This window comes from Stenotrophomonas sp. 10N36, assembly GCF_056395005.1.
In genome coordinates this window covers 13170-30758 of record NZ_JBFTIS010000020.1, presented here as the reverse complement: position 1 = coordinate 30758, position 17589 = coordinate 13170, and the positions used below count along the sequence as shown (strand labels likewise).

14 protein-coding genes and 1 riboswitch are annotated in these 17589 nt (G+C 67.0%); of the genes, 7 read left to right on the top strand and 7 right to left on the bottom strand.

Features of this window, described 5'->3' with window-relative positions:
* The first annotated feature begins 129 nt into the window (after positions 1–129).
* On the top strand, positions 130–1041 hold the full coding sequence (gene lpxC / locus AC1DCJ_RS17070; protein WP_038690499.1) for a UDP-3-O-acyl-N-acetylglucosamine deacetylase: 912 nt from the start codon (positions 130–132) through the stop codon (positions 1039–1041).
* A gap of 317 nt (positions 1042–1358) precedes the next feature.
* Here the strand turns inward: lpxC and AC1DCJ_RS17065 are convergent, their stop codons facing one another.
* Entirely contained in the window at positions 1359–1799 is a 441-nt protein-coding gene (locus AC1DCJ_RS17065) for a DciA family protein (RefSeq protein WP_038690498.1), read from the bottom strand.
* Positions 1800–1811: 12 nt separating this feature from the next.
* Here AC1DCJ_RS17065 and AC1DCJ_RS17060 point away from each other — a divergent pair, with 12 nt between their 5' ends.
* From AC1DCJ_RS17060 to AC1DCJ_RS17050, 3 genes are all read left to right on the top strand, one after another.
* Positions 1812–2762: a M23 family metallopeptidase gene (locus AC1DCJ_RS17060; RefSeq protein WP_038690496.1), complete on the top strand. Its 951-nt coding sequence runs from the start codon at positions 1812–1814 to the stop codon at positions 2760–2762.
* 231 nt (positions 2763–2993) lie between these two features.
* Complete coding sequence (gene secA, locus AC1DCJ_RS17055; RefSeq protein ID WP_447591934.1) at positions 2994–5726, top strand: preprotein translocase subunit SecA; 2733 nt, start codon at positions 2994–2996, stop codon at positions 5724–5726.
* 137 nt (positions 5727–5863) lie between these two features.
* Positions 5864–6817, top strand: coding sequence for a Nudix family hydrolase (locus AC1DCJ_RS17050; RefSeq protein ID WP_478071474.1), 954 nt, complete (start codon positions 5864–5866; stop codon positions 6815–6817).
* Positions 6818–6931: 114 nt separating this feature from the next.
* Here AC1DCJ_RS17050 and AC1DCJ_RS17045 read toward each other — a convergent pair whose 3' ends face one another.
* Positions 6932–7516: a DUF4124 domain-containing protein gene (locus AC1DCJ_RS17045; protein WP_478071473.1), complete on the bottom strand. Its 585-nt coding sequence runs from the start codon at positions 7514–7516 to the stop codon at positions 6932–6934.
* A 50-nt stretch (positions 7517–7566) separates the two neighbouring features.
* Positions 7567–8394, bottom strand: a complete 828-nt coding sequence (gene metF / locus AC1DCJ_RS17040) for a methylenetetrahydrofolate reductase [NAD(P)H] (protein WP_038692495.1) — start codon at positions 8392–8394, stop codon at positions 7567–7569.
* A 123-nt stretch (positions 8395–8517) separates the two neighbouring features.
* On the opposite strand from metF, the gene AC1DCJ_RS17035 reads away from it, so the two are divergent.
* On the top strand, positions 8518–9396 hold the full coding sequence (locus AC1DCJ_RS17035; protein WP_478071472.1) for a TIGR01777 family oxidoreductase: 879 nt from the start codon (positions 8518–8520) through the stop codon (positions 9394–9396).
* 35 nt (positions 9397–9431) lie between these two features.
* Here AC1DCJ_RS17035 and AC1DCJ_RS17030 read toward each other — a convergent pair whose 3' ends face one another.
* Positions 9432–10964, bottom strand: coding sequence for an amidohydrolase family protein (locus AC1DCJ_RS17030; RefSeq protein WP_478071471.1), 1533 nt, complete (start codon positions 10962–10964; stop codon positions 9432–9434).
* A 164-nt stretch (positions 10965–11128) separates the two neighbouring features.
* Between AC1DCJ_RS17030 and AC1DCJ_RS17025 the strand changes: the two genes are divergently transcribed.
* On the top strand, positions 11129–11686 hold the full coding sequence (locus AC1DCJ_RS17025) for a DUF3228 family protein (RefSeq protein ID WP_478071470.1): 558 nt from the start codon (positions 11129–11131) through the stop codon (positions 11684–11686).
* 93 nt (positions 11687–11779) lie between these two features.
* Here AC1DCJ_RS17025 and AC1DCJ_RS17020 read toward each other — a convergent pair whose 3' ends face one another.
* From AC1DCJ_RS17020 to ahcY, 3 genes are all read right to left on the bottom strand, one after another.
* Positions 11780–12289 (bottom strand): hypothetical protein, encoded by a 510-nt coding sequence (locus AC1DCJ_RS17020; RefSeq protein ID WP_478071469.1) that lies wholly within the window; start codon positions 12287–12289, stop codon positions 11780–11782.
* A complete protein-coding gene (ybaK, locus tag AC1DCJ_RS17015; RefSeq protein ID WP_141059174.1) occupies positions 12286–12759 on the bottom strand; it encodes a Cys-tRNA(Pro) deacylase in 474 nt (157 codons plus the stop codon). Before ybaK ends, AC1DCJ_RS17020 begins: the two co-directional genes overlap by 4 nt.
* A 304-nt stretch (positions 12760–13063) precedes the next feature.
* A complete protein-coding gene (gene ahcY, locus AC1DCJ_RS17010) occupies positions 13064–14509 on the bottom strand; it encodes an adenosylhomocysteinase (RefSeq protein ID WP_038690480.1) in 1446 nt (481 codons plus the stop codon).
* 81 nt (positions 14510–14590) lie between these two features.
* Positions 14591–14677: riboswitch (S-adenosyl-L-homocysteine riboswitch) on the bottom strand.
* Between the two features lie 126 nt (positions 14678–14803).
* On the opposite strand from ahcY, the gene AC1DCJ_RS17005 reads away from it, so the two are divergent.
* Positions 14804–17329 (top strand): alpha/beta hydrolase family protein, encoded by a 2526-nt coding sequence (locus AC1DCJ_RS17005; RefSeq protein WP_137191029.1) that lies wholly within the window; start codon positions 14804–14806, stop codon positions 17327–17329.
* Positions 17330–17589 lie beyond the last annotated feature (260 nt).

Genomic DNA, 17589 nt, shown 5'->3' with positions numbered 1-17589 from the left:
TGCTGCCGGGCCCGGAGTGGCCCGGCAGTCTGCCGCCCGTCTTTCGGTTCAGAAAGGGGTGGTGGTACTGCGTGTTATTCTTGTTTGTCACCGTCGCGCTGACTGCGCGCTCTCCCGGTCCTGCTCCCCATGATTCCGCAACGCACCCTCAAGAACACGATCCGCGCCACCGGCGTTGGCCTGCACAGCGGTGACAAGGTCTACATGACCCTGCGCCCGGCCCCGGTCAACCATGGCATCGTGTTCCGTCGGGTCGATCTGGAGCCGGTCGTGGAAGTGCCCGCACGCGCGGACCTGGTCACCGAAGTCACCCTGTGCACCGGGCTGACCTACCACGAGGCCAAGATCCAGACCGTCGAACACCTGATGTCGGCCCTGGCCGGCCTGGGCGTGGACAACATCATCGTGGAGCTGTCCTCGGCCGAACTGCCGATCATGGATGGTTCCTCCGGGCCATTCGTGTTCCTGCTGCAATCGGCGGGCATCGCCGAACAGGACGCCCCCAAGCGCTTCATCCGCATTCTCAAGACGGTGGAAGTGACCGAAGGCGACAAGGTCGCCCGCTTCGAGCCCTACGAGGGCTACAAGCTCGGTTTCACCATCCAGTTCGATCATCCGATGATCCCGGCCAAGCAGTCGCGCGCCGAGATCGAGTTCTCCACGGCCGCCTACACCAAGGAAATCTCCCGCGCGCGCACCTTCGGGTTCATGCGTGACCTGGAGTACATGCGCGAGCGCAACCTGGGCCTGGGCGGCTCGATGGACAACGCCATCGTGCTCGACGAATTCCGCGTGCTCAACGACGACGGCCTGCGCTACGCCGACGAGTTCGTGCGCCACAAGATCCTCGACGCGATCGGCGACCTGTACCTGGCCGGTGGCCAGGTGCTGGGGGCCTACGAAGGCTTCAAGTCCGGCCATGCCCTCAACAACAAGCTGGTGCGCGCGCTGATGGCCGACGCCACGGCGTGGGAGTGGGTGAGCTATGACGCCGCGGCCGCTACGGCTCCGGTGGTTTATGGGGTGCCGGCTTACGCCTGATCTGGGCTTTACGTGGCAGCCACCCATGGGGTGGCTCTACCTGCCCGGTATCGCATTGATTTCATTGAAAACAGACGGCGCCCAGGGCGCCGTTTTGCGTTTTCAGGGTCACCGCGGGGTGATCTTGATGTCAATGAACCGTGGACGTGCACAGGTCACGGAATTGTGAACCTGATCGAGGTTCTTGCTGAATTTAACGCAATTTTAATAAAAGACTAACGACTGGGCGACGTTCCACGGCTACGATGCTGGCCGGTTCCCTGACAAGTTCACGTGCTCGTGACGCGTCGGGGAAGGGGCCGGATGCCCCGATGCCTTCAGGATTTGGTGAAATCCATGTCCTTCAGGCAGGCCAACGCGTCGCGTAGCCCTTTGTGCGTGGCGGCTGAAACTGCGTGGGGGCCATTCCTGTTATCGATCGCTGGGGAGCGTGGAGGAGGGGCAGCCGCAGTTTTGACGGTCACCTTGGTGACCTTCAGCCCGATGGACCGGGCCGCGTCGATCAACTGTGCTTCGGCAAGCCTCAACTTGGCGTGCCACACGGGGGAATCGACGAGAAAAACGAGGTGCTCGCCGTTTACATTCGCCAGCCGGCAACGGGTGGCCAGTGCAGGCGGTAAATGGGGGCGCAATTGACGGTCCAGTGCGTCCAGCCACAAGGCTCGGCGCAGCGGGTTACCGGCTTTGTCCGCCATCACCGCATCCAGCGCCGGCTTCGGCGTGGATGGGGATCGCGCACTGGATTTCGGCTCAGACATGAAAACTCACTGATGGCATTCAAAAAGATCGTAATCAAAACGCGTGAAGGAAAGGCCAAGACGCCCCTGGCGCGTTTGCGTTTCTACTTCGAAGATTCACCCCGGGCCCTGCTGGGCAGCGTGCTGGGGGTTGGCTGCCTGATCGGCTTCGGTGCCGGCATCGGCGGCAGCATGTTCAATGATTCCCGGCTCCACGCCAAGGTCGCCCAGCAGGAACGCGAGCTGGCGCAGGCCCAGAAAGACGCCCAGACCCAGGTGAACGCGCTGGCAGCGCGGATGGGTGAACTGCAGGCGCAGGCCACCCGTCTCAACGCCCTGGGCGAACGGCTGACCCAGATGGGCAAGCTGGAAGACGGCGAATTCGACTTCAACGAGACCCCCGGCCTCGGTGAAGGCGAGCCCGGCCCGACCCAGGACATCCCGGTCAGCGCGGTCAATGCCGACTTACAGGTGCTGGAGCAGCGCTTTGCTGCTTCAGGCCGCCAGTTGTCGGTGATGGAGTCACTGATGTTCGACCACCAGCTCGAACAGAACGCGGTGCCCGGCCGCATGCCGATCCGCAATACCTACATCACCTCCAACTTCGGCACCCGCAGCGATCCGTTCGGTCGCGGTGCGGCCACCCACAAGGGCATGGACTTCCACGCCAAGGTCGGTGACCCGGTGATGTCGGTGGCCGACGGCGTGGTCAGCTTCGCCGGCGTGAAGGGCGGGTACGGCAACGTGGTCGACGTGGACCACGGCAACGGCTATGTCACCCGCTACGCGCACAACTCGCGCCTGGTGGTGAAGCCGGGCGACCTGGTGCGCGCCGGCCAGGAAGTGGCCAAAGCCGGCTCCACCGGCCGTTCCACCGGTGCCCACGTGCACTTCGAGGTGTGGGAACGCGGCCAGGTGGTCAACCCGCGCAAGTTCCTCGGCGACGGCGGCAATACCCCGGTCGGGCGCGTTTCGCGCGGCTGAACCCGTCTGGTAGTGCCGGCCGCTGGCCGGCACTGCCTGCGAGGTGACCGAATGCGGTTTCCGGCCAGCGGCCGGCACTGCCGCCACGGGGTTGAAACCCCTGACGGCCGACCCAAGCTACAATGGGTATTGCCATAGACAGGGCGCAGTGCGCCCTGTTTCGTTTGCGGCCGACGCATCCCCCGGGGAGGGCGTGGCCGTTGGGGCGTCTCATTCCAACCGGTTCCTTCAATGATCAACAGCCTGCTTACCCGCGTCTTCGGCAGTCGTAATGAACGACAGCTGCGCCAGCTCAACCGCATCGTCGCCAAGGTCAATGCGTTGGAGCCGGAAATCGAAAAGCTCTCCGACGAGCAGCTCAAGGCCAAGACCCCGGAGTTCAAGCAGCGCATTGCTGACGGTGAAGCCCTGGACAAGGTGCTGCCGGAAGCCTTCGCGGTCTGCCGCGAGGCCAGCCGCCGCGTGCTGGGCATGCGCCACTACGACGTGCAGCTGATCGGCGGCATGGTGCTGCACCTGGGCAAGATCGCGGAAATGCGCACCGGTGAAGGCAAGACCCTGGTGGCGACGCTGCCGGTGTACCTCAACGCGCTGGAAGGCAAGGGCGTCCACGTGGTCACCGTGAACGACTACCTGGCTCGCCGTGACTCGGCGCAGATGGGCAAGCTGTACAACTGGCTGGGCCTGAGCGTGGGCGTGGTCTACCCGGGCATGCCGCACGGTGACAAGCGCGAGGCCTACGCCAGCGACATCACCTACGGCACCAACAACGAATTCGGTTTCGACTACCTGCGCGACAACATGGCGCTGTCGCGCGCGGACCGCTACCAGCGCGGCCTGCACTACGCCATCGTCGACGAAGTCGACTCCATCCTGATCGACGAAGCGCGTACCCCGCTGATCATCTCCGGTCCGGCCGACGATTCCCCGGAGCTGTACATCCGGGTCAACCGCGTGGTTCCGGGCCTGATCAAGCAGGAAGCCGAAGACGGCGAAGGCGATTTCTGGGTCGACGAGAAGGGCAAGCAGGTGCACCTGTCCGAAGCGGGCATGGAGCACGCCGAGGCGCTGCTGGTGGAAGCGGGCATCCTCAATGCCGAGACCGAAGGCCTGTACGCCGCGCAGAACCTGACCGTGGTCCATCACCTCAATGCCGCCCTGCGCGCGCATGCCATCTACCAGCGCGACGTGGATTACATCGTGCGCGACGGTGAAGTGGTGATCGTGGACGAATTCACCGGCCGTACCCTGGCCGGCCGCCGCTGGTCCGACGGCCTGCACCAGGCGGTGGAAGCGAAGGAAGGCGTGCCGGTCCAGCGCGAGAACCAGACCCTGGCAAGCATCACCTTCCAGAACCTGTTCCGCATGTACAAGAAGCTGTCCGGCATGACCGGTACGGCCGATACGGAAGCCTACGAATTCCAGAGCATCTACAACCTGGAAGTGGTGGTGATCCCGACCAACCGCCCGACCATCCGCAAGGACGGTTCGGACCAGGTGTTCCTCAACCGTACCGGCAAGTTCAACGCCGTGCTGGCCGACATCCAGGCCTGCAACGAGCGCGGCCAGCCGGTGCTGGTGGGTACCACGTCGATCGAAACCTCGGAGATGCTGTCCGAGCACCTGCGCAAGGCCGGCGTGCACCACGAAGTGCTCAACGCCAAGCAGCATGATCGCGAAGCCACCATCATCGCCAACGCCGGCATGCCCGGTGCGGTGACCATCGCCACCAACATGGCCGGTCGCGGTACCGACATCGTGCTCGGCGGTTCGCTGGAAGCGCAGCTGCACGAGCTGGGCGAAGACGCCACCGACGAACAGCGCGCCCAGGTCAAGGCCGAATGGCAGAAGCGCCATGACGCGGTCAAGGCCGCCGGCGGCCTGCACATCGTGGGCACCGAACGCCACGAATCGCGCCGTATCGATAACCAGCTGCGCGGTCGTTCCGGCCGCCAGGGTGATCCGGGTTCGTCCCGTTTCTACCTGTCGCTGGAAGACAACCTGATGCGCATCTTCGCCTCGGACTGGGTCCAGAAGGCGATGCGCATGATGGGCATGAAGGAAGACGACGTCATCGAAGACCGCCTGGTCAGCCGCCAGATCGAAAAGGCGCAGCGCAAGGTGGAAGCGCACAACTTCGACATCCGCAAGAACCTGCTCGACTTCGACGACGTCAACAACGACCAGCGCAAGGTGATCTACGCCCAGCGCGACGAGCTGCTGGACGCCGAGTCGGTGAAGGACAACGTGGACGGCATCCGCGGCGACGTGATCTACGACATCGTGGCCCGTTTCGTCCCGCCGAACTCGATCGACGAGCAGTGGGACCTGCCGGGCCTGGAAGCCACCCTGGCCGCCGACCTCGGCGTGCAGATGGACGTGGTGGGGCTGGTCAAGCTGCACGAAGAACTGGATGCCGAAGCCATCGCCGAGAAGGTGCAGGCGCGCATTGATGCGCACTTCGCCGAGAAGGAAACCGGCGTGGGCGAAGACACCATGCGCGCGCTGGAAAAGCACGTGATGCTGACCGTGCTCGACCAGAGCTGGAAGGAGCACCTGGCACGCATGGATTACCTGCGCCAGGGCATCTACCTGCGCGGTTACGCGCAGAAGCAGCCCAAGCAGGAATACAAGAAGGAAGCCTTCGAGCTGTTCTCGGAAATGCTCGAGAACGTCAAGCGCGAAGTGGTGACCCTGCTGGCGCGCGTGCGCATCCGCAGCGAAGAAGAAGTGGAAGCGCTGGAGCAGGCCGAGCGCCAGCAGGCCCAGGCGCGCCTGCTGCAGTCGCAGTTCCAGCACCAGGACGCCGGCAGCTACAGCGCCGACGAAGAGGCCGCAGAGGTGGAAGCGGCGCAGAACGGCGTGGCCCAGGTCAACCGCGACGAGCCCAAGGTGGGCCGCAACGACCCGTGCCCCTGCGGTAGTGGCAAGAAGTACAAGCACTGCCACGGTCAGCTCACCTGACCCCCGGACGCCCCGCCAAGTGCGGGGCGTCTGCTATCCGGGGTAGAGCCACGCCAGGCGTGGCTGCACCTCGGCCCGGCACCGGCCGATGCTTTCCGGGATTGCGCCAGCACCGCGGTATTGGGCATGCTCCCCCCATGCCATCCCCCAAACGATCGATCCACGTCGTGGCCGGCGTCATCACTGACGCCCGCGGCCGCATCCTGCTCAACCGTCGTACCGAAGACCGCGACATGGGCGGCCTCTGGGAGTTTCCCGGCGGCAAGCGCGAGCCCGGCGAAAGCTCCGAGCAGGCGCTGGTGCGCGAACTGCGCGAGGAACTGGGGATCGAAGCGGAGGTGGGCGAGTGGATCATGGACGTGCCGCAGATCTACCCCGACAAGCGGCTGCGGCTGGAAGTCCGCCGGATCAGCAGCTGGAAGGGCAGCCCGCGCGGGCGTGAGGGCCAGGCCATCACCTGGGTGACCCCGGACAAGCTGTCGCGCTATTCGATGCCGCCGGCCGACCTGCCGGTGGTGGCCGCGCTGCGCCAGCCCGACCGCTACCTGATCACCCCCGAGCCCGAGGCCGACCACGCCCAGGCCCACCACGAATGGCACCAGCGCCTGGCCCAGGCACTGGCCGCAGGGGTCAGCCGCATCCAGCTGCGCACCCCCGCCAGCCCGGCCCGGGTGGCGCTGGCCGAACAGGCCATCCAGAGCCACCGTGGCCGCGTGCAGTGGCTGCTCAACCGCGACATCGACCTGGCCCAGCGACTGGGCGTCGGCGTGCACCTGGGCAGCGAACAGCTGCTGCAGCTCGACACCCGCCCGCTGCCGGCCGACCAGCTGGTGGCCGCCTCCTGCCATGACCTGGAACAGCTGCAGGCCGCGCAACGGCTGGGCTGCGACTTCGCCGTGCTCGGCCCGGTCCAGCCCAGCGCCAGCCATCCCGGCGGCACGCCGCTGGGCTGGGACGCATTCGAAGCCCTGCGCGAGCAGGTCTCGCTGCCGCTGTATGCGCTCGGTGGCCTGCACCCGGACGACATCGACCAGGCCCGCCGACACGGCGCCCAGGGCATCGCCGCCATCCGCGCGCTCTGGCCCACCTGACCCCGCGGTAGTGCCGGCCGCTGGCCGGCAATTCATGCCACCGGGTAGAGCCCGGCACTTCATGCCGCCTGGCCGCCATGCCTGGCGATTCCCTCTGCCGGGCAGAGCCCGGCGCTACAGGGTGATCCAAAAACACCCGTATTGCCGCCGCAGCCCGAACACCGTGCGCGCCGGCGTCGCCGTGCTGCCCAGCGTCTGCTCCAGCCGCAGCCCCACCGGGCGCGGCCGGCGCGGCGCCACCTCCGCCATCGGCTGCCCATCGCTGCCCAGCACCGGCGCAGCGTCAGGCGCCACCACCGCACTCTCATCGCTGGCCGGATACACCGGCGCGATATCCACCAGCGGCCGCTGCACCACCGATTCCAGCCGCCCGATGATCTGGTTGGCGGTGGCATTGGAGACGTTGTTCCACAGGTAGATGGACGACAGCCGGTTCACGTCCTGCTGGCTGACCGCATCGCGGATCTGCCCGGTCAACTCGCTGAGCCGACGCGCGCATCCGGCGCGGTAGATGCCGGTGTTGCCCACGGTGGGCGTGCGGGCCGGCATCCGCTCGGTGGCGCCAAGCGCGTCGCAGCGGCGGTCGGTGAAGACGGTCTGGCCCTGCGCGTTGGTACACCGGTTCACGCGCTGCGCCTGCGCCGATGCCGGGGCAGGCAGGCACAGCGCGCACAGCAGGAGCGGCAGAAGCAGTTTCATCGCAGCAGAGTAGCCGCGCCGGCGTTATCTGCAAGCGATTTGCGCAGGTGTCAGCCCTTGAGCAGCTTCAACACCTGGGTGGTCGGCTTGGCCAGATTGAGGGTGTAGAAATGCAGCCCCGGCGCGCCGCCGGCCACCAGCCGTTCGCACAGACCGGCGACTACCTCGGCACCGAACGCGCGCACCGATTCGGCATCGTCGCCGTAGGCCTGCATCTTCTTGCCGATCCAACGCGGGATCTCCGCGCCACACTGTTCGGAGAAACGGCGCAGCTGGCTGAAGTTGGAGATCGGCATGATGCCCGGCACGATCGGCACGGTGACCCCGAGCGCGCGCACCGCATCGACGAAATGGAAATACGCATCGGCGTTGAAGAAGTACTGGGTGATCGCGGCATCGGCGCCGGCGTCGATCTTGGTCTTGAAGTGCTTCAGGTCCAGCAGCGCATCGTTGGCCTGCGGGTGCGTCTCCGGGTAGGCGCCCACTTCGATGCGGAACGCATCGCCGTGCTCGGCCCGGATGAAGCTGATCAGGTCCGACGCATAGCGCAGGTCGCCGGGGTGGCCCATGCCCGAGGGCAGGTCGCCGCGCAGGGCGACGATGCGGCGGCACCCGATGGCGCGGTACAGCTTGAGCAGTTCGCGGATTTCCTCGCGGCTGCCGCCCACGCAGGACAGGTGCGGGGCCGCCTCGAACCCGTGGTGCTGCTTGAGGTGGCGCACCGTTTCGGAGGTGTAGCTGAGGGTCGAGCCGCCGGCACCGAACGTACACGACACATACTCCGGCGCGAACGCCTTCAGCTTGGCGGCCGTGCGGTCGAGCTGGGCGCGCTGGTCATCGGTCTTGGGCGGGTAGAACTCGAAGCTGATGGCGGTCATGGGCGGCGGCGGCAGCGGGTGTACGGCCATCATATCGCTTCATCGCGATGAATGTAAAAGAGTGCTGCCGTAACCTGCACGCGATGTCGATTACAGTGCCTGTCCAGAGAGGGCGGAGTGAAGATGGACATCCTGATCACCGGCGGCACGGGTTTCATTGGCCGCCCACTGTGCGAACGTCTGCTGGAACAGGGCCACCGGGTCAGCGTGCTGACCCGCACCCCCGGCCGCACCCCGCCGCCGGGCGTGCAGTACGTGGGGCGGCTGGACGACGTGGGACCGGTACAGGCGGTGGTGAACCTGGCCGGCGAACCGCTGACCGAGGGCCGTTGGACCGACGCCCGCAAGCAGGCCTTCCACGCCTCGCGGATCGGCACCACGCGCACACTGCTGGCGTGGATGCAGGCATTGCCGACACCGCCGCAGGTGCTGGTATCCGGTTCGGCGATTGGCTACTACGGGCCGGGGGATGCCACCCCGCTGGACGAGGCCGCCTCGCCCGGGCACGACTTCGCCGCGATGCTGTGCCGGCAGTGGGAGGCCGAGGCGTTCAAGGCCGACGCGTTGGGCATCCGCACCTGCGTGGTGCGCACCGGCATCGTGCTCGATCGCGACGGTGGCGCGCTGGCGCGGATGCTGCCGCCGTTCCGGCTGGGGCTGGGCGGTCCGATGGGCGATGGCGACCAATGGATGAGCTGGATCCATCGTGAGGATCTGGTGGGATTGATCGTATGGTTGCTGACCCATGACACCGCCCGCGGCGCCTACAACGGCACGGCACCGGCGGCGGTGACCAATGCCGAATTCGCGCGCACCCTGGCCAAGGTGCTGGGCCGGCCTGCGGTGCTGACCACGCCGGCCTTCGCGCTGAAGCTGGCGTTCGGGGAAATGGCCGGGCTGCTGCTCACCGGGCAGAACGTGGTGCCGGCGCGCGCGCTGGAGGGCGGTTACGTGTTCAAGCACCCGAGGTTGGAACAGGCGCTGGAGGCGATCCTGGGCTGATGGCGTAGCGTGTCACGCAGACCGGGGCGGGACGATCACAGCTCCGCGCTGACCGGGCTGCGCAGGAAGCCCCACACCAGCTTGGCTGCCACCGCGGGTGACCGCGCCTGGGCGCGGGCGAACGCCAACAGGTCGTCCAGGTGTTTCCGGTCGTGCAATCGCCCGCCCATGAACACGGCTTGGATCCGGCGTGTATGGGCGATGTCTTCCAAGGGATTTGCATCGAGCAGAACCAAGTCGGCGAGCATGCCGACCTCCACCGAACCATGCTCGTGTTCCTTCCCCGCGTAGCGGGCGGCATCCAGTGTCGCCGCGCGCAGTACGTCGGCCGGCGACAGTCCGGCGCGCACCAGCAGCGCCATCTCGTCGTGGAAGCGGAAGCCCCCAATGGCCGTATCCGTACCGACCAGCACCGGTACGCCTGCGCGGTACGCCGCGGCGGTCAACGCCAGGCCGTGATCGAAGTAGCGGTTGAGTGCGGCGTGGCCACGTGGACCGGGGTATCGCGCGGCCGTCGCGGCCAGATCGTCCTTGTAGGCCCAGCGCGACAGCGGGTCGAGATAGGCCAGCCGTGGGTCGTCGAGGAACGAGGGATCCGTCGCGCGCGCATCCTCTTCCCGGGTGACGTGGGTGGGAACCCACCAGCTGCCTGCTGCGCGCATCGCATCGATGCCCCGCTGGCAGGCCGCCGCGTCATACCCGGCCACCATGCGTTCGGTCAGCTCGATGGGATCAAGCTGATCCAGCGCACCGCTGCGCCAGTGGTCTGCATCGCGGAAGCAGTGACGGGCGAGCAGATGGGCGTGTTCGAAGCTGTGTTGACCTTGCTGCAGGGCATCGTCCAGGCGAACTGCCTTGGGCAGGTGCCCGACCAAGGGCATGTCCAGGCGCCGCGCCTCGGCTGCCAGCCGCAGATAGGTGGCTGGGGCGACCTTGTTGTAGACCTTCAACGCGTCCACGCCCCTGGCCCGATAGACCGCCACACGCGCTGCCGCCTGCGCCGGGGTCATCGCGGGGTCCTCGAAGTAGAAGCTGGCCACTTCCACGAAGCGCGGTGCCGTCATGCGACCGGTGTCGGCCAGTCGGGTCCAACGGCGTTTGTCGGCCACGCAGGCGATCAGGCTGTCCCGGTCCTGCGGACAATCCATCATGTCGCGCGTTCCGGTGATGCCGTTGGCCACGGACACGGGGAAGTGCAGCTGGGGCGACAGTTGGAAGGCATGCGTGTGCATGTCCCAGAAGCCGGGCAGCAGGTAGCCTCCCGCGGCGTCGAACACCGGCACGCCTGCGCCGGCCTTCACCGCCGGTCCGACCTGCACGATTCGTCCTGCTTCCACGAGTACGTGGGTAGGCGAACCCGCGCTGCCAAGGCGCACGTCGATGATGCGCGCATTGACGATCAGGCGGCTGTTGGCAGCCTCCGGAAGCGGGGCCGACGGGCTGGGCCACCACAGGCAAAGGACGCACAGTGCGAGCCCGCCCGCTACGCAGATCATCCCTGCGCGCAGGGCAACGCGTAACCGGCGGCGCAACGCGGTGGTGGGTCCTGCTTCCTTTGCTGCAGGCATGGCACTTCATCCTTGGACAGGGTCGCGACGCAACCCGGTTGCCAGAGATTCCTACACATGCGCGCGTCTTTCCAGTGCCGCGGCCTTCACCGGTGGCGTGCGGAAAGCGCGTTGGCGTACACGCCCTGGGTTACCCTCTGCGCTTGCCAGCCATCGCGTGCCCCATGTCCATCGTCCTCACCGAATTCGCCCGTCCCCGCCTGTTCCCGCGCGTCCCACGCGGCAACACCATCCAGGACTGCACCGCCGAGCAGTTCCAGGCGCACCTCAATGCGCACGCGCCGTTCAAGGTGCTCGACGGCTACGCGCCGTTCTGCAAATTGTTCGTGTACGAGAACTGGACCAGCACGCGCTGCCTGACCGTGCCGATCACCGACGCCAACCGCCACCAGCTGCACAGCGCGTACGAAGCACGCAACCGCAACGAACTGCCGGTGCTGGTGCGCTGGTTCGAGGGTGTGGAATCGCCGCGCGCGAATTACCTGGTGGTGATCCTCTACAGCGCCGAACAGCTGGCCAAGGAAGGCTCGCCGATCGACGCCGACTGGGGCATCGTCGGCTGCATCTACACCGCCGAGCCGGACGAAGTGCCGATGGCGCCGATCACGATGATGCGCAACGCGTTGGGCGTGGACGAGGGCGGATCGGGCGTACCGCTGGACCGTGACGCCTATGCGCGTGCGGTGGCGTTCTGGGAGAGCAATGCCAACTGGCGGCCGTGATCGCATGATCGGGTAGATCCACGCCATGCGTGGCTGCGCCGTGTTCGGCGGTGCGGCGGCCACGCATGGCGTGGCCCTACCCCGTAGATAGGATCAGCCTTGCGGCAGCGCGCTCCACTCCCACCACGGCGCGTGATACTCGCGATCGGTGCAGCGCCACCCGCGGCCGCACACGGTGCAGGTGGCGTCCTGCGTATCGCCCCAGCCACCTTCGGCGACGCCGGTGGCGATGAGCACCACATGGCCGCTGGCGATCTCGCGACCGGGCTCGTAATGCATCCAGTGCGGATACAGCTGGCACAGGCAGCCATCGTGGTCACGCCAGTGGCGCAGCTTGCGCAGCACGAAGTCCAGTTCGTAGTGCTCGCGGATCCACTGCGGGTCGGTGGTGTAGCGTGCGCGGGCCGCCTCCACGTACGGCAGCTGCAACGCTAGGTCATCCAGCAAGGTCGCCTCGCGGCTGAGGGCGATGGTGGCCGCTGCGGTGCGCAGCAGGCCGTAGTCGCCACTGCCCAGCGCCCGCAGCAGGGCGGTGCCGGGGCGGCCTTCCTGCAGCGACGGCAGGGGCGTGCCGAACAGACGCTCGAATAGGCTGCCGATCATCGCGTCTTGCCGATCGGTGCATACGCACCGCCGGTGAGCTGCAGCAGGTCGGCCGGTGCCAGCGCCACTTCCAGCCCGCGCCGCCCGGCACTCACGTGCACCACCGGCAGCGCCTGTGCGCTGGCATCCAGGAAGGTGCGGTGCCGCTTCTTCTGTCCCAGCGGACTGATGCCGCCGACCAGATAGCCGGTGGCGCGCTGTGCCTGCTCCACGTCGGCCATCTCGCACTTCTTGCAGCCGGCGGCCTCGGCCAGCGCCTTCAGGTCGAGCGTGCCGCTCACCGGCACGATCGCCACCAGCAGTGCGTGCTTCTCGGTGCTGGCCAGCAGGGTCTTGAACACCTGCGCCGGATCCAGCCCGAGCTGCTGCACCGCTTCGCCGCCGTAGGAGGCAGCATCGGGATCGTGGGGGTAGGACAGCACGCTGTGGGCGATGCCGTGCTTCTTGAGCAGGTTGATGGCCGGGGTCATGGGTGCATCGTAGCGTGGTGCGTGGGGTGTCGGCTTGACCGAGGCTATCGGCACAGCGGTACCGACCAACGGTCGGTACCTACCGGCTTTGCGTACCGACCAACGGTCGGTACCTACCATCTTTGTGTACCGACCAACGGTCGGTAGATGCCGGCTTTGCGTACCGACCAACGGTCGGTACCTACCGGCGTTGCGTGCTGGCCGCCGGTAGATCACGACCGTTGGTCGTGATGGCTTTCCGCCACAAAAAACGGGCGCCTTTCGGCGCCCGTTCCATTTCAACGCAACAGGATCGGCAGGCCGATCAGTAGCGGTAATGATCCGGCTTGAACGGACCTTCCACCGGCACGCCGATGTAGTCGGCCTGTTCCTGGGTCAGGGTGGTCAGCTTCACGCCGATCTTCTCCAGGTGCAGACGGGCCACTTCTTCGTCCAGGTGCTTGGGCAGCAGGTACACCTTGTTCTCGTAGCTGTCCTTGTTCGCCCACAGGTCGATCTGGGCCAGGGTCTGGTTGGCGAACGAGTTGGACATCACGAAGCTCGGGTGGCCGGTGGCGCAGCCCAGGTTCACCAGGCGGCCTTCGGCCAGCAGGAAGATCGCGTTGCCGTTGGGGAAGATGTACTTGTCCACCTGCGGCTTGATGTTCACGTGCTGCACGCCCGGGAAGCCCACCAGCGCATCGACCTGGATCTCGTTGTCGAAGTGGCCGATGTTGCAGACGATGGCCTGGTCCTTCATCGCGCTCAGGTGCTCGATGCGGATGATGTCCTTGTTGCCGGTGGTGGTGACGTACAGGTCCGCACGGCCCAGGGTGGATTCGATGGTGTTGACCTCGAAGCCTTCCATCGCCGCCTGCAGGGCGCAGATCGGGTCGATCTCGGTGACCACCACGCGCGCGCCGTAGGCACGCAGCGACGCGGCGCAGCCCTTGCCCACGTCGCCGTAGCCGCAGACCACGGCGACCTTGCCGGCCAGCATCACGTCCATCGCGCGCTTCAGGCCGTCGGCCAGCGACTCGCGGCAGCCGTACAGGTTGTCGAACTTGCTCTTGGTGACCGAGTCGTTGACGTTGATCGCCGGGATCAGCAGGGTGCCGGCCTGGGCCAGCTGGTACAGGCGGTGCACGCCGGTGGTGGTCTCTTCGGAGACGCCCTTCCAGTCCTTGACCACGCGGGCCCAGTAGCCCGGACGCTCCTTGGCCACGCGCTTGAGCAGGTCCTTGATGACCTGTTCTTCGTGCGAGGCCGCCTTCTCGTTGACCCAGTCGCTGCCGTTCTCGAGCTCATAGCCTTTGTGGATCAGCAGGGTCACGTCGCCGCCGTCGTCCACCACCAGCTCCGGGCCGGTCAGGGTGCCGTCGGGCAGGGTGAAGGTCAGCGCGTCCAGCGTGCAGTCCCAGTATTCCTCCAGCGACTCGCCCTTCCAGGCGAACACCGGGGTGCCGGACTTGGCAATCGCGGCGGCGGCGTGGTCCTGGGTCGAGAAGATGTTGCAGGACGCCCAGCGCACGTCGGCGCCGATGTCCTTCAGGGTCTCGATCAGTACTGCGGTCTGGATGGTCATGTGCAGCGAACCGGTCACGCGCACGCCCTTCAGCGGCAGGGTGGCGGCGTGCTTGCGGCGGATCGACATCAGGCCCGGCATTTCATGCTCGGCGATGTCCAATTCCTTGCGACCCCAGTCGGCAAGGGTGATATCGGCAACCTTGTAATCACCTTCGGTGGAGAAGGTCTTGGCAACAGCATTCATTCGTAAGCTCCGGTAGTGACGAGCCATGCTCGTCAAGCGAGATGTCGGCAACCCGACAACCACATGACCAACACAACTCGCAATCGCCGGGCGCCGTTGGAACAATCCTGGCCACCGAGCCTGGCCGGCCGGACAGGGTCCGGAACGGTCGCAGCGCCCCTCGGTGGAGGGCCGCCCATTATATCGCGGCAGGGTGCGTTGGCATGAATCGGCGGCGGCCCCCAACCATCGGCAGGGGGGCGATCGGCGCCCGGCTGTTAAGGTCCAAGGTTTGCATCAGCACAGGGATCGAACATGACACGCAATGATCGTCGGCGCCGCGCGCGCTGGGGCAGCCTGGTGATGGGCATGGCCTTGCTGGCGGTAGCCCCGCTGGCGCTGGCCGCCCCGGCAGGCAAGACCTCCGCCCCGCCGGTGGCCAGCGCCAAGGGCGAGCAGGGCTATGCGCTGCCCTCGGCCGCGCTGCAGGCGGTGGTGGATGCGCCGCGTGCGCCCACGCTGAGCCTGTCCCCGCGCCGCGACATCGCCGCGATGCTGCAGACCCCGTCGCTGCCGTCCATTGCCGAGGTGGCCCAGCCCGAGCTGAAACTGGCCGGCCTGCGCATCAACCCGGCCACGCATGCCGCCAGCCGTTTCAGCTTCGGCAACAAGCTGTGGCTGCTGAACGTGGCCGACGGCAAGGAGCGCCAGATCACCGGCCTGCCGCAGCCGCTGTCGATCGCCGGCATGGCGTGGTCGCCGGACCAGCAGTACCTGGCCTTCAACCAGGTGCATGCGGCCAGCGGCGCCAACGAGCTGTGGATTGTCGATATCGCCGCCGGGTCGGCGCGGCGCCTGCTGTCGGATCTGAACACTGTGCTGGGCGATGGCTACACCTGGCTGCCCGACAGCCGCGGCCTGGTGGTCACCCAGCAGCTCAAGGGCCAGGGCCCGGCCCCGGCGGCCGGTGGCGTGCCGGCCGGTCCTGCGATCCAGCAGACCGAGGCCGATGCGGGTGTCCGTGCGATCCGGACCTACCAGGACCTGCTCAAGAACGAGGCCGATGCGCGCCTGTTCGATTACTACGCCAGCGCGCAGCCGGTGCGCGTCACGCTCAACGGCGTGACCACGCCGCTGTCCTCCAGCGGTGTCTACCTGGACCTGGACGTGTCGCCGGACGGCCGCTTCCTGCTGGCCGAGCGCGTGCAGCGCCCGTACTCCTACCTGGTGCCGGCCGACGATTTCCCGCGCCGCATCGAAGTGCTGTCGGCCGTGGACGGTACCTTGCAACACACCGTCAGTACGCTGCCGCTGGTGGAAGGGCTGCCGACCGGCAACGACGCGGTGCCCACCGGCGTGCGCAGCATCAGCTGGCGCGCCGACGCACCGGCCACGCTGGTGTGGGCCGAAGCGCAGGACGGGGGCGACCCCAACCGCGCGGCCAAGGTGCGCGACGCGGTGCTGATGCAGGCCGCCCCGTTCGACACCCCGCCGATCACCCTGGCCCAGCTGGGCAGCCGCTATGCCGGCATCCAGTGGGGGCGCGGCGACCTCGCGCTGCTCAACGAATCGTGGTGGAAAAGCCGCGAGGTGAAGCAGTGGCGCATCGCCCCGGACCAGGCCGAGCAGGCGCCGCAACTGCTGTCGTCGCGGTCCTCGCAGGACCGCTACAACGATCCGGGCCGGCCGGGCCTGGTGCGCGACGTCAACGGGCGCGCGCGCCTGCAGATCACCGCCGATGGCCGCAGCATCTTCCTGTACGGCCAGGGTGCCTCGCCGGAAGGCGACCGTCCGTTCGTCGATCGCTTCGATCTGGACAGCAAGCAGGCCACCCGCCTGTTCCATTCGCAGGCGCCCGGCTACGCCGCGCCGGTGGCGCTGCTCGATCAGGAGGGCACCTCGCTGCTGATCACGCGCGAGACGCCTGATGAGCCCACCAACGTGTACGTGCAGTCGCTGGCCGACGCCACCGCCGCCCCGCGCGCGCTGACCCACTTCGCCCACCCGCTGCCGCAGCTGCGTGGGGTGAGCAAGGAGCAGATCCGCTACAAGCGCAACGACGGCGTCGACCTGACCGCCACGCTGATGCTGCCGCCGGGCTACAACCCGAAGAAGGACGGCCCGCTGCCGCTGCTGATGTGGGCCTACCCGGGCGAGTACAAGACCGCTGCCGCCGCCAGCCAGGTGACCGATTCGCCGTACCGCTTCAACGCGATCAGCTACTGGGGCCCGCAGGCCTTCCTGGCCAAGGGTTATGCGGTACTGGTGAGCCCGTCGATGCCGATCATTGGCGAGGGCGACAAGGAACCCAACGACACCTACCTGCCGCAGCTGATCGCCAACGCCGAAGCGGCGGTGGACGAAGTGGTGCGGCGGGGCGTGACCGATCGCGACCACATCGCCATCGGCGGGCATTCCTACGGTGCGTTCATGACCGCCAACCTGCTCGCGCACACGCGCCTGTTCAAGGCCGGCATCGCCCGCAGCGGCGCGTACAACCGCACGCTGACCCCGTTCGGCTTCCAGGCCGAGGAGCGCAACTACTGGCAGGCCCAGGACGTGTACCAGAAGATGTCGCCGTTCAACTACGCCGACAAGATCAAGGACCCGATCCTCTTCATCCACGGCGTGGACGACAACAACTCCGGCACCTTCCCGATCCAGAGCGAGCGCATGTTCGCCGCGGTCAAGGGCCTGGGTGGCACGGCGCGACTGGTGATGCTGCCCAATGAATCGCATGCGTACCGCGCACGCGAATCGATCATGACCATGCTGGCCGAAAGCGAGCGCTGGCTGGAGCAGACAGTAGGCCCGGGCGCGCCGATCAAGAAGAAGCGCTGATCGGCCCTGGCCGGCACCCATCGCGATGGCGCCGGCCACGATCCGATGCGGATCCTGATCGTTGATGCCGGCGATTGGCCGGCACGGGAAATGACGGGTAGGTACCGGCCGTTGGCCGGTACGGGAAATGATGGGTAGGTACCGGCCGTTGGCCGGTACGGATAATGACGGGTAGGTACCGGCCGTTGGCCGGTACGGATAATGATCGGCAGGTACCGGCCAGCGGCCGGCACTACCAGATGTAACTATTTGCGCGACGC

Bases quoted from the DNA above. Each gene is read 5' to 3' on its own strand.
- lpxC (WP_038690499.1), top strand. From the start codon at position 130: ATGATTCCGCAACGCACCCTCAAGAACACGATCCGCGCCACCGGCGTT.
- AC1DCJ_RS17065 (WP_038690498.1), bottom strand. From the start codon at position 1,799: ATGTCTGAGCCGAAATCCAGTGCGCGATCCCCATCCACGCCGAAGCCG.
- AC1DCJ_RS17060 (WP_038690496.1), top strand. From the start codon at position 1,812: ATGGCATTCAAAAAGATCGTAATCAAAACGCGTGAAGGAAAGGCCAAG.
- secA (WP_447591934.1), top strand. From the start codon at position 2,994: ATGATCAACAGCCTGCTTACCCGCGTCTTCGGCAGTCGTAATGAACGA.
- AC1DCJ_RS17050 (WP_478071474.1), top strand. From the start codon at position 5,864: ATGCCATCCCCCAAACGATCGATCCACGTCGTGGCCGGCGTCATCACT.
- AC1DCJ_RS17045 (WP_478071473.1), bottom strand. From the start codon at position 7,516: ATGAAACTGCTTCTGCCGCTCCTGCTGTGCGCGCTGTGCCTGCCTGCC.
- metF (WP_038692495.1), bottom strand. From the start codon at position 8,394: ATGACCGCCATCAGCTTCGAGTTCTACCCGCCCAAGACCGATGACCAG.
- AC1DCJ_RS17035 (WP_478071472.1), top strand. From the start codon at position 8,518: ATGGACATCCTGATCACCGGCGGCACGGGTTTCATTGGCCGCCCACTG.
- AC1DCJ_RS17030 (WP_478071471.1), bottom strand. From the start codon at position 10,964: ATGCCTGCAGCAAAGGAAGCAGGACCCACCACCGCGTTGCGCCGCCGG.
- AC1DCJ_RS17025 (WP_478071470.1), top strand. From the start codon at position 11,129: ATGTCCATCGTCCTCACCGAATTCGCCCGTCCCCGCCTGTTCCCGCGC.
- AC1DCJ_RS17020 (WP_478071469.1), bottom strand. From the start codon at position 12,289: ATGATCGGCAGCCTATTCGAGCGTCTGTTCGGCACGCCCCTGCCGTCG.
- ybaK (WP_141059174.1), bottom strand. From the start codon at position 12,759: ATGACCCCGGCCATCAACCTGCTCAAGAAGCACGGCATCGCCCACAGC.
- ahcY (WP_038690480.1), bottom strand. From the start codon at position 14,509: ATGAATGCTGTTGCCAAGACCTTCTCCACCGAAGGTGATTACAAGGTT.
- AC1DCJ_RS17005 (WP_137191029.1), top strand. From the start codon at position 14,804: ATGACACGCAATGATCGTCGGCGCCGCGCGCGCTGGGGCAGCCTGGTG.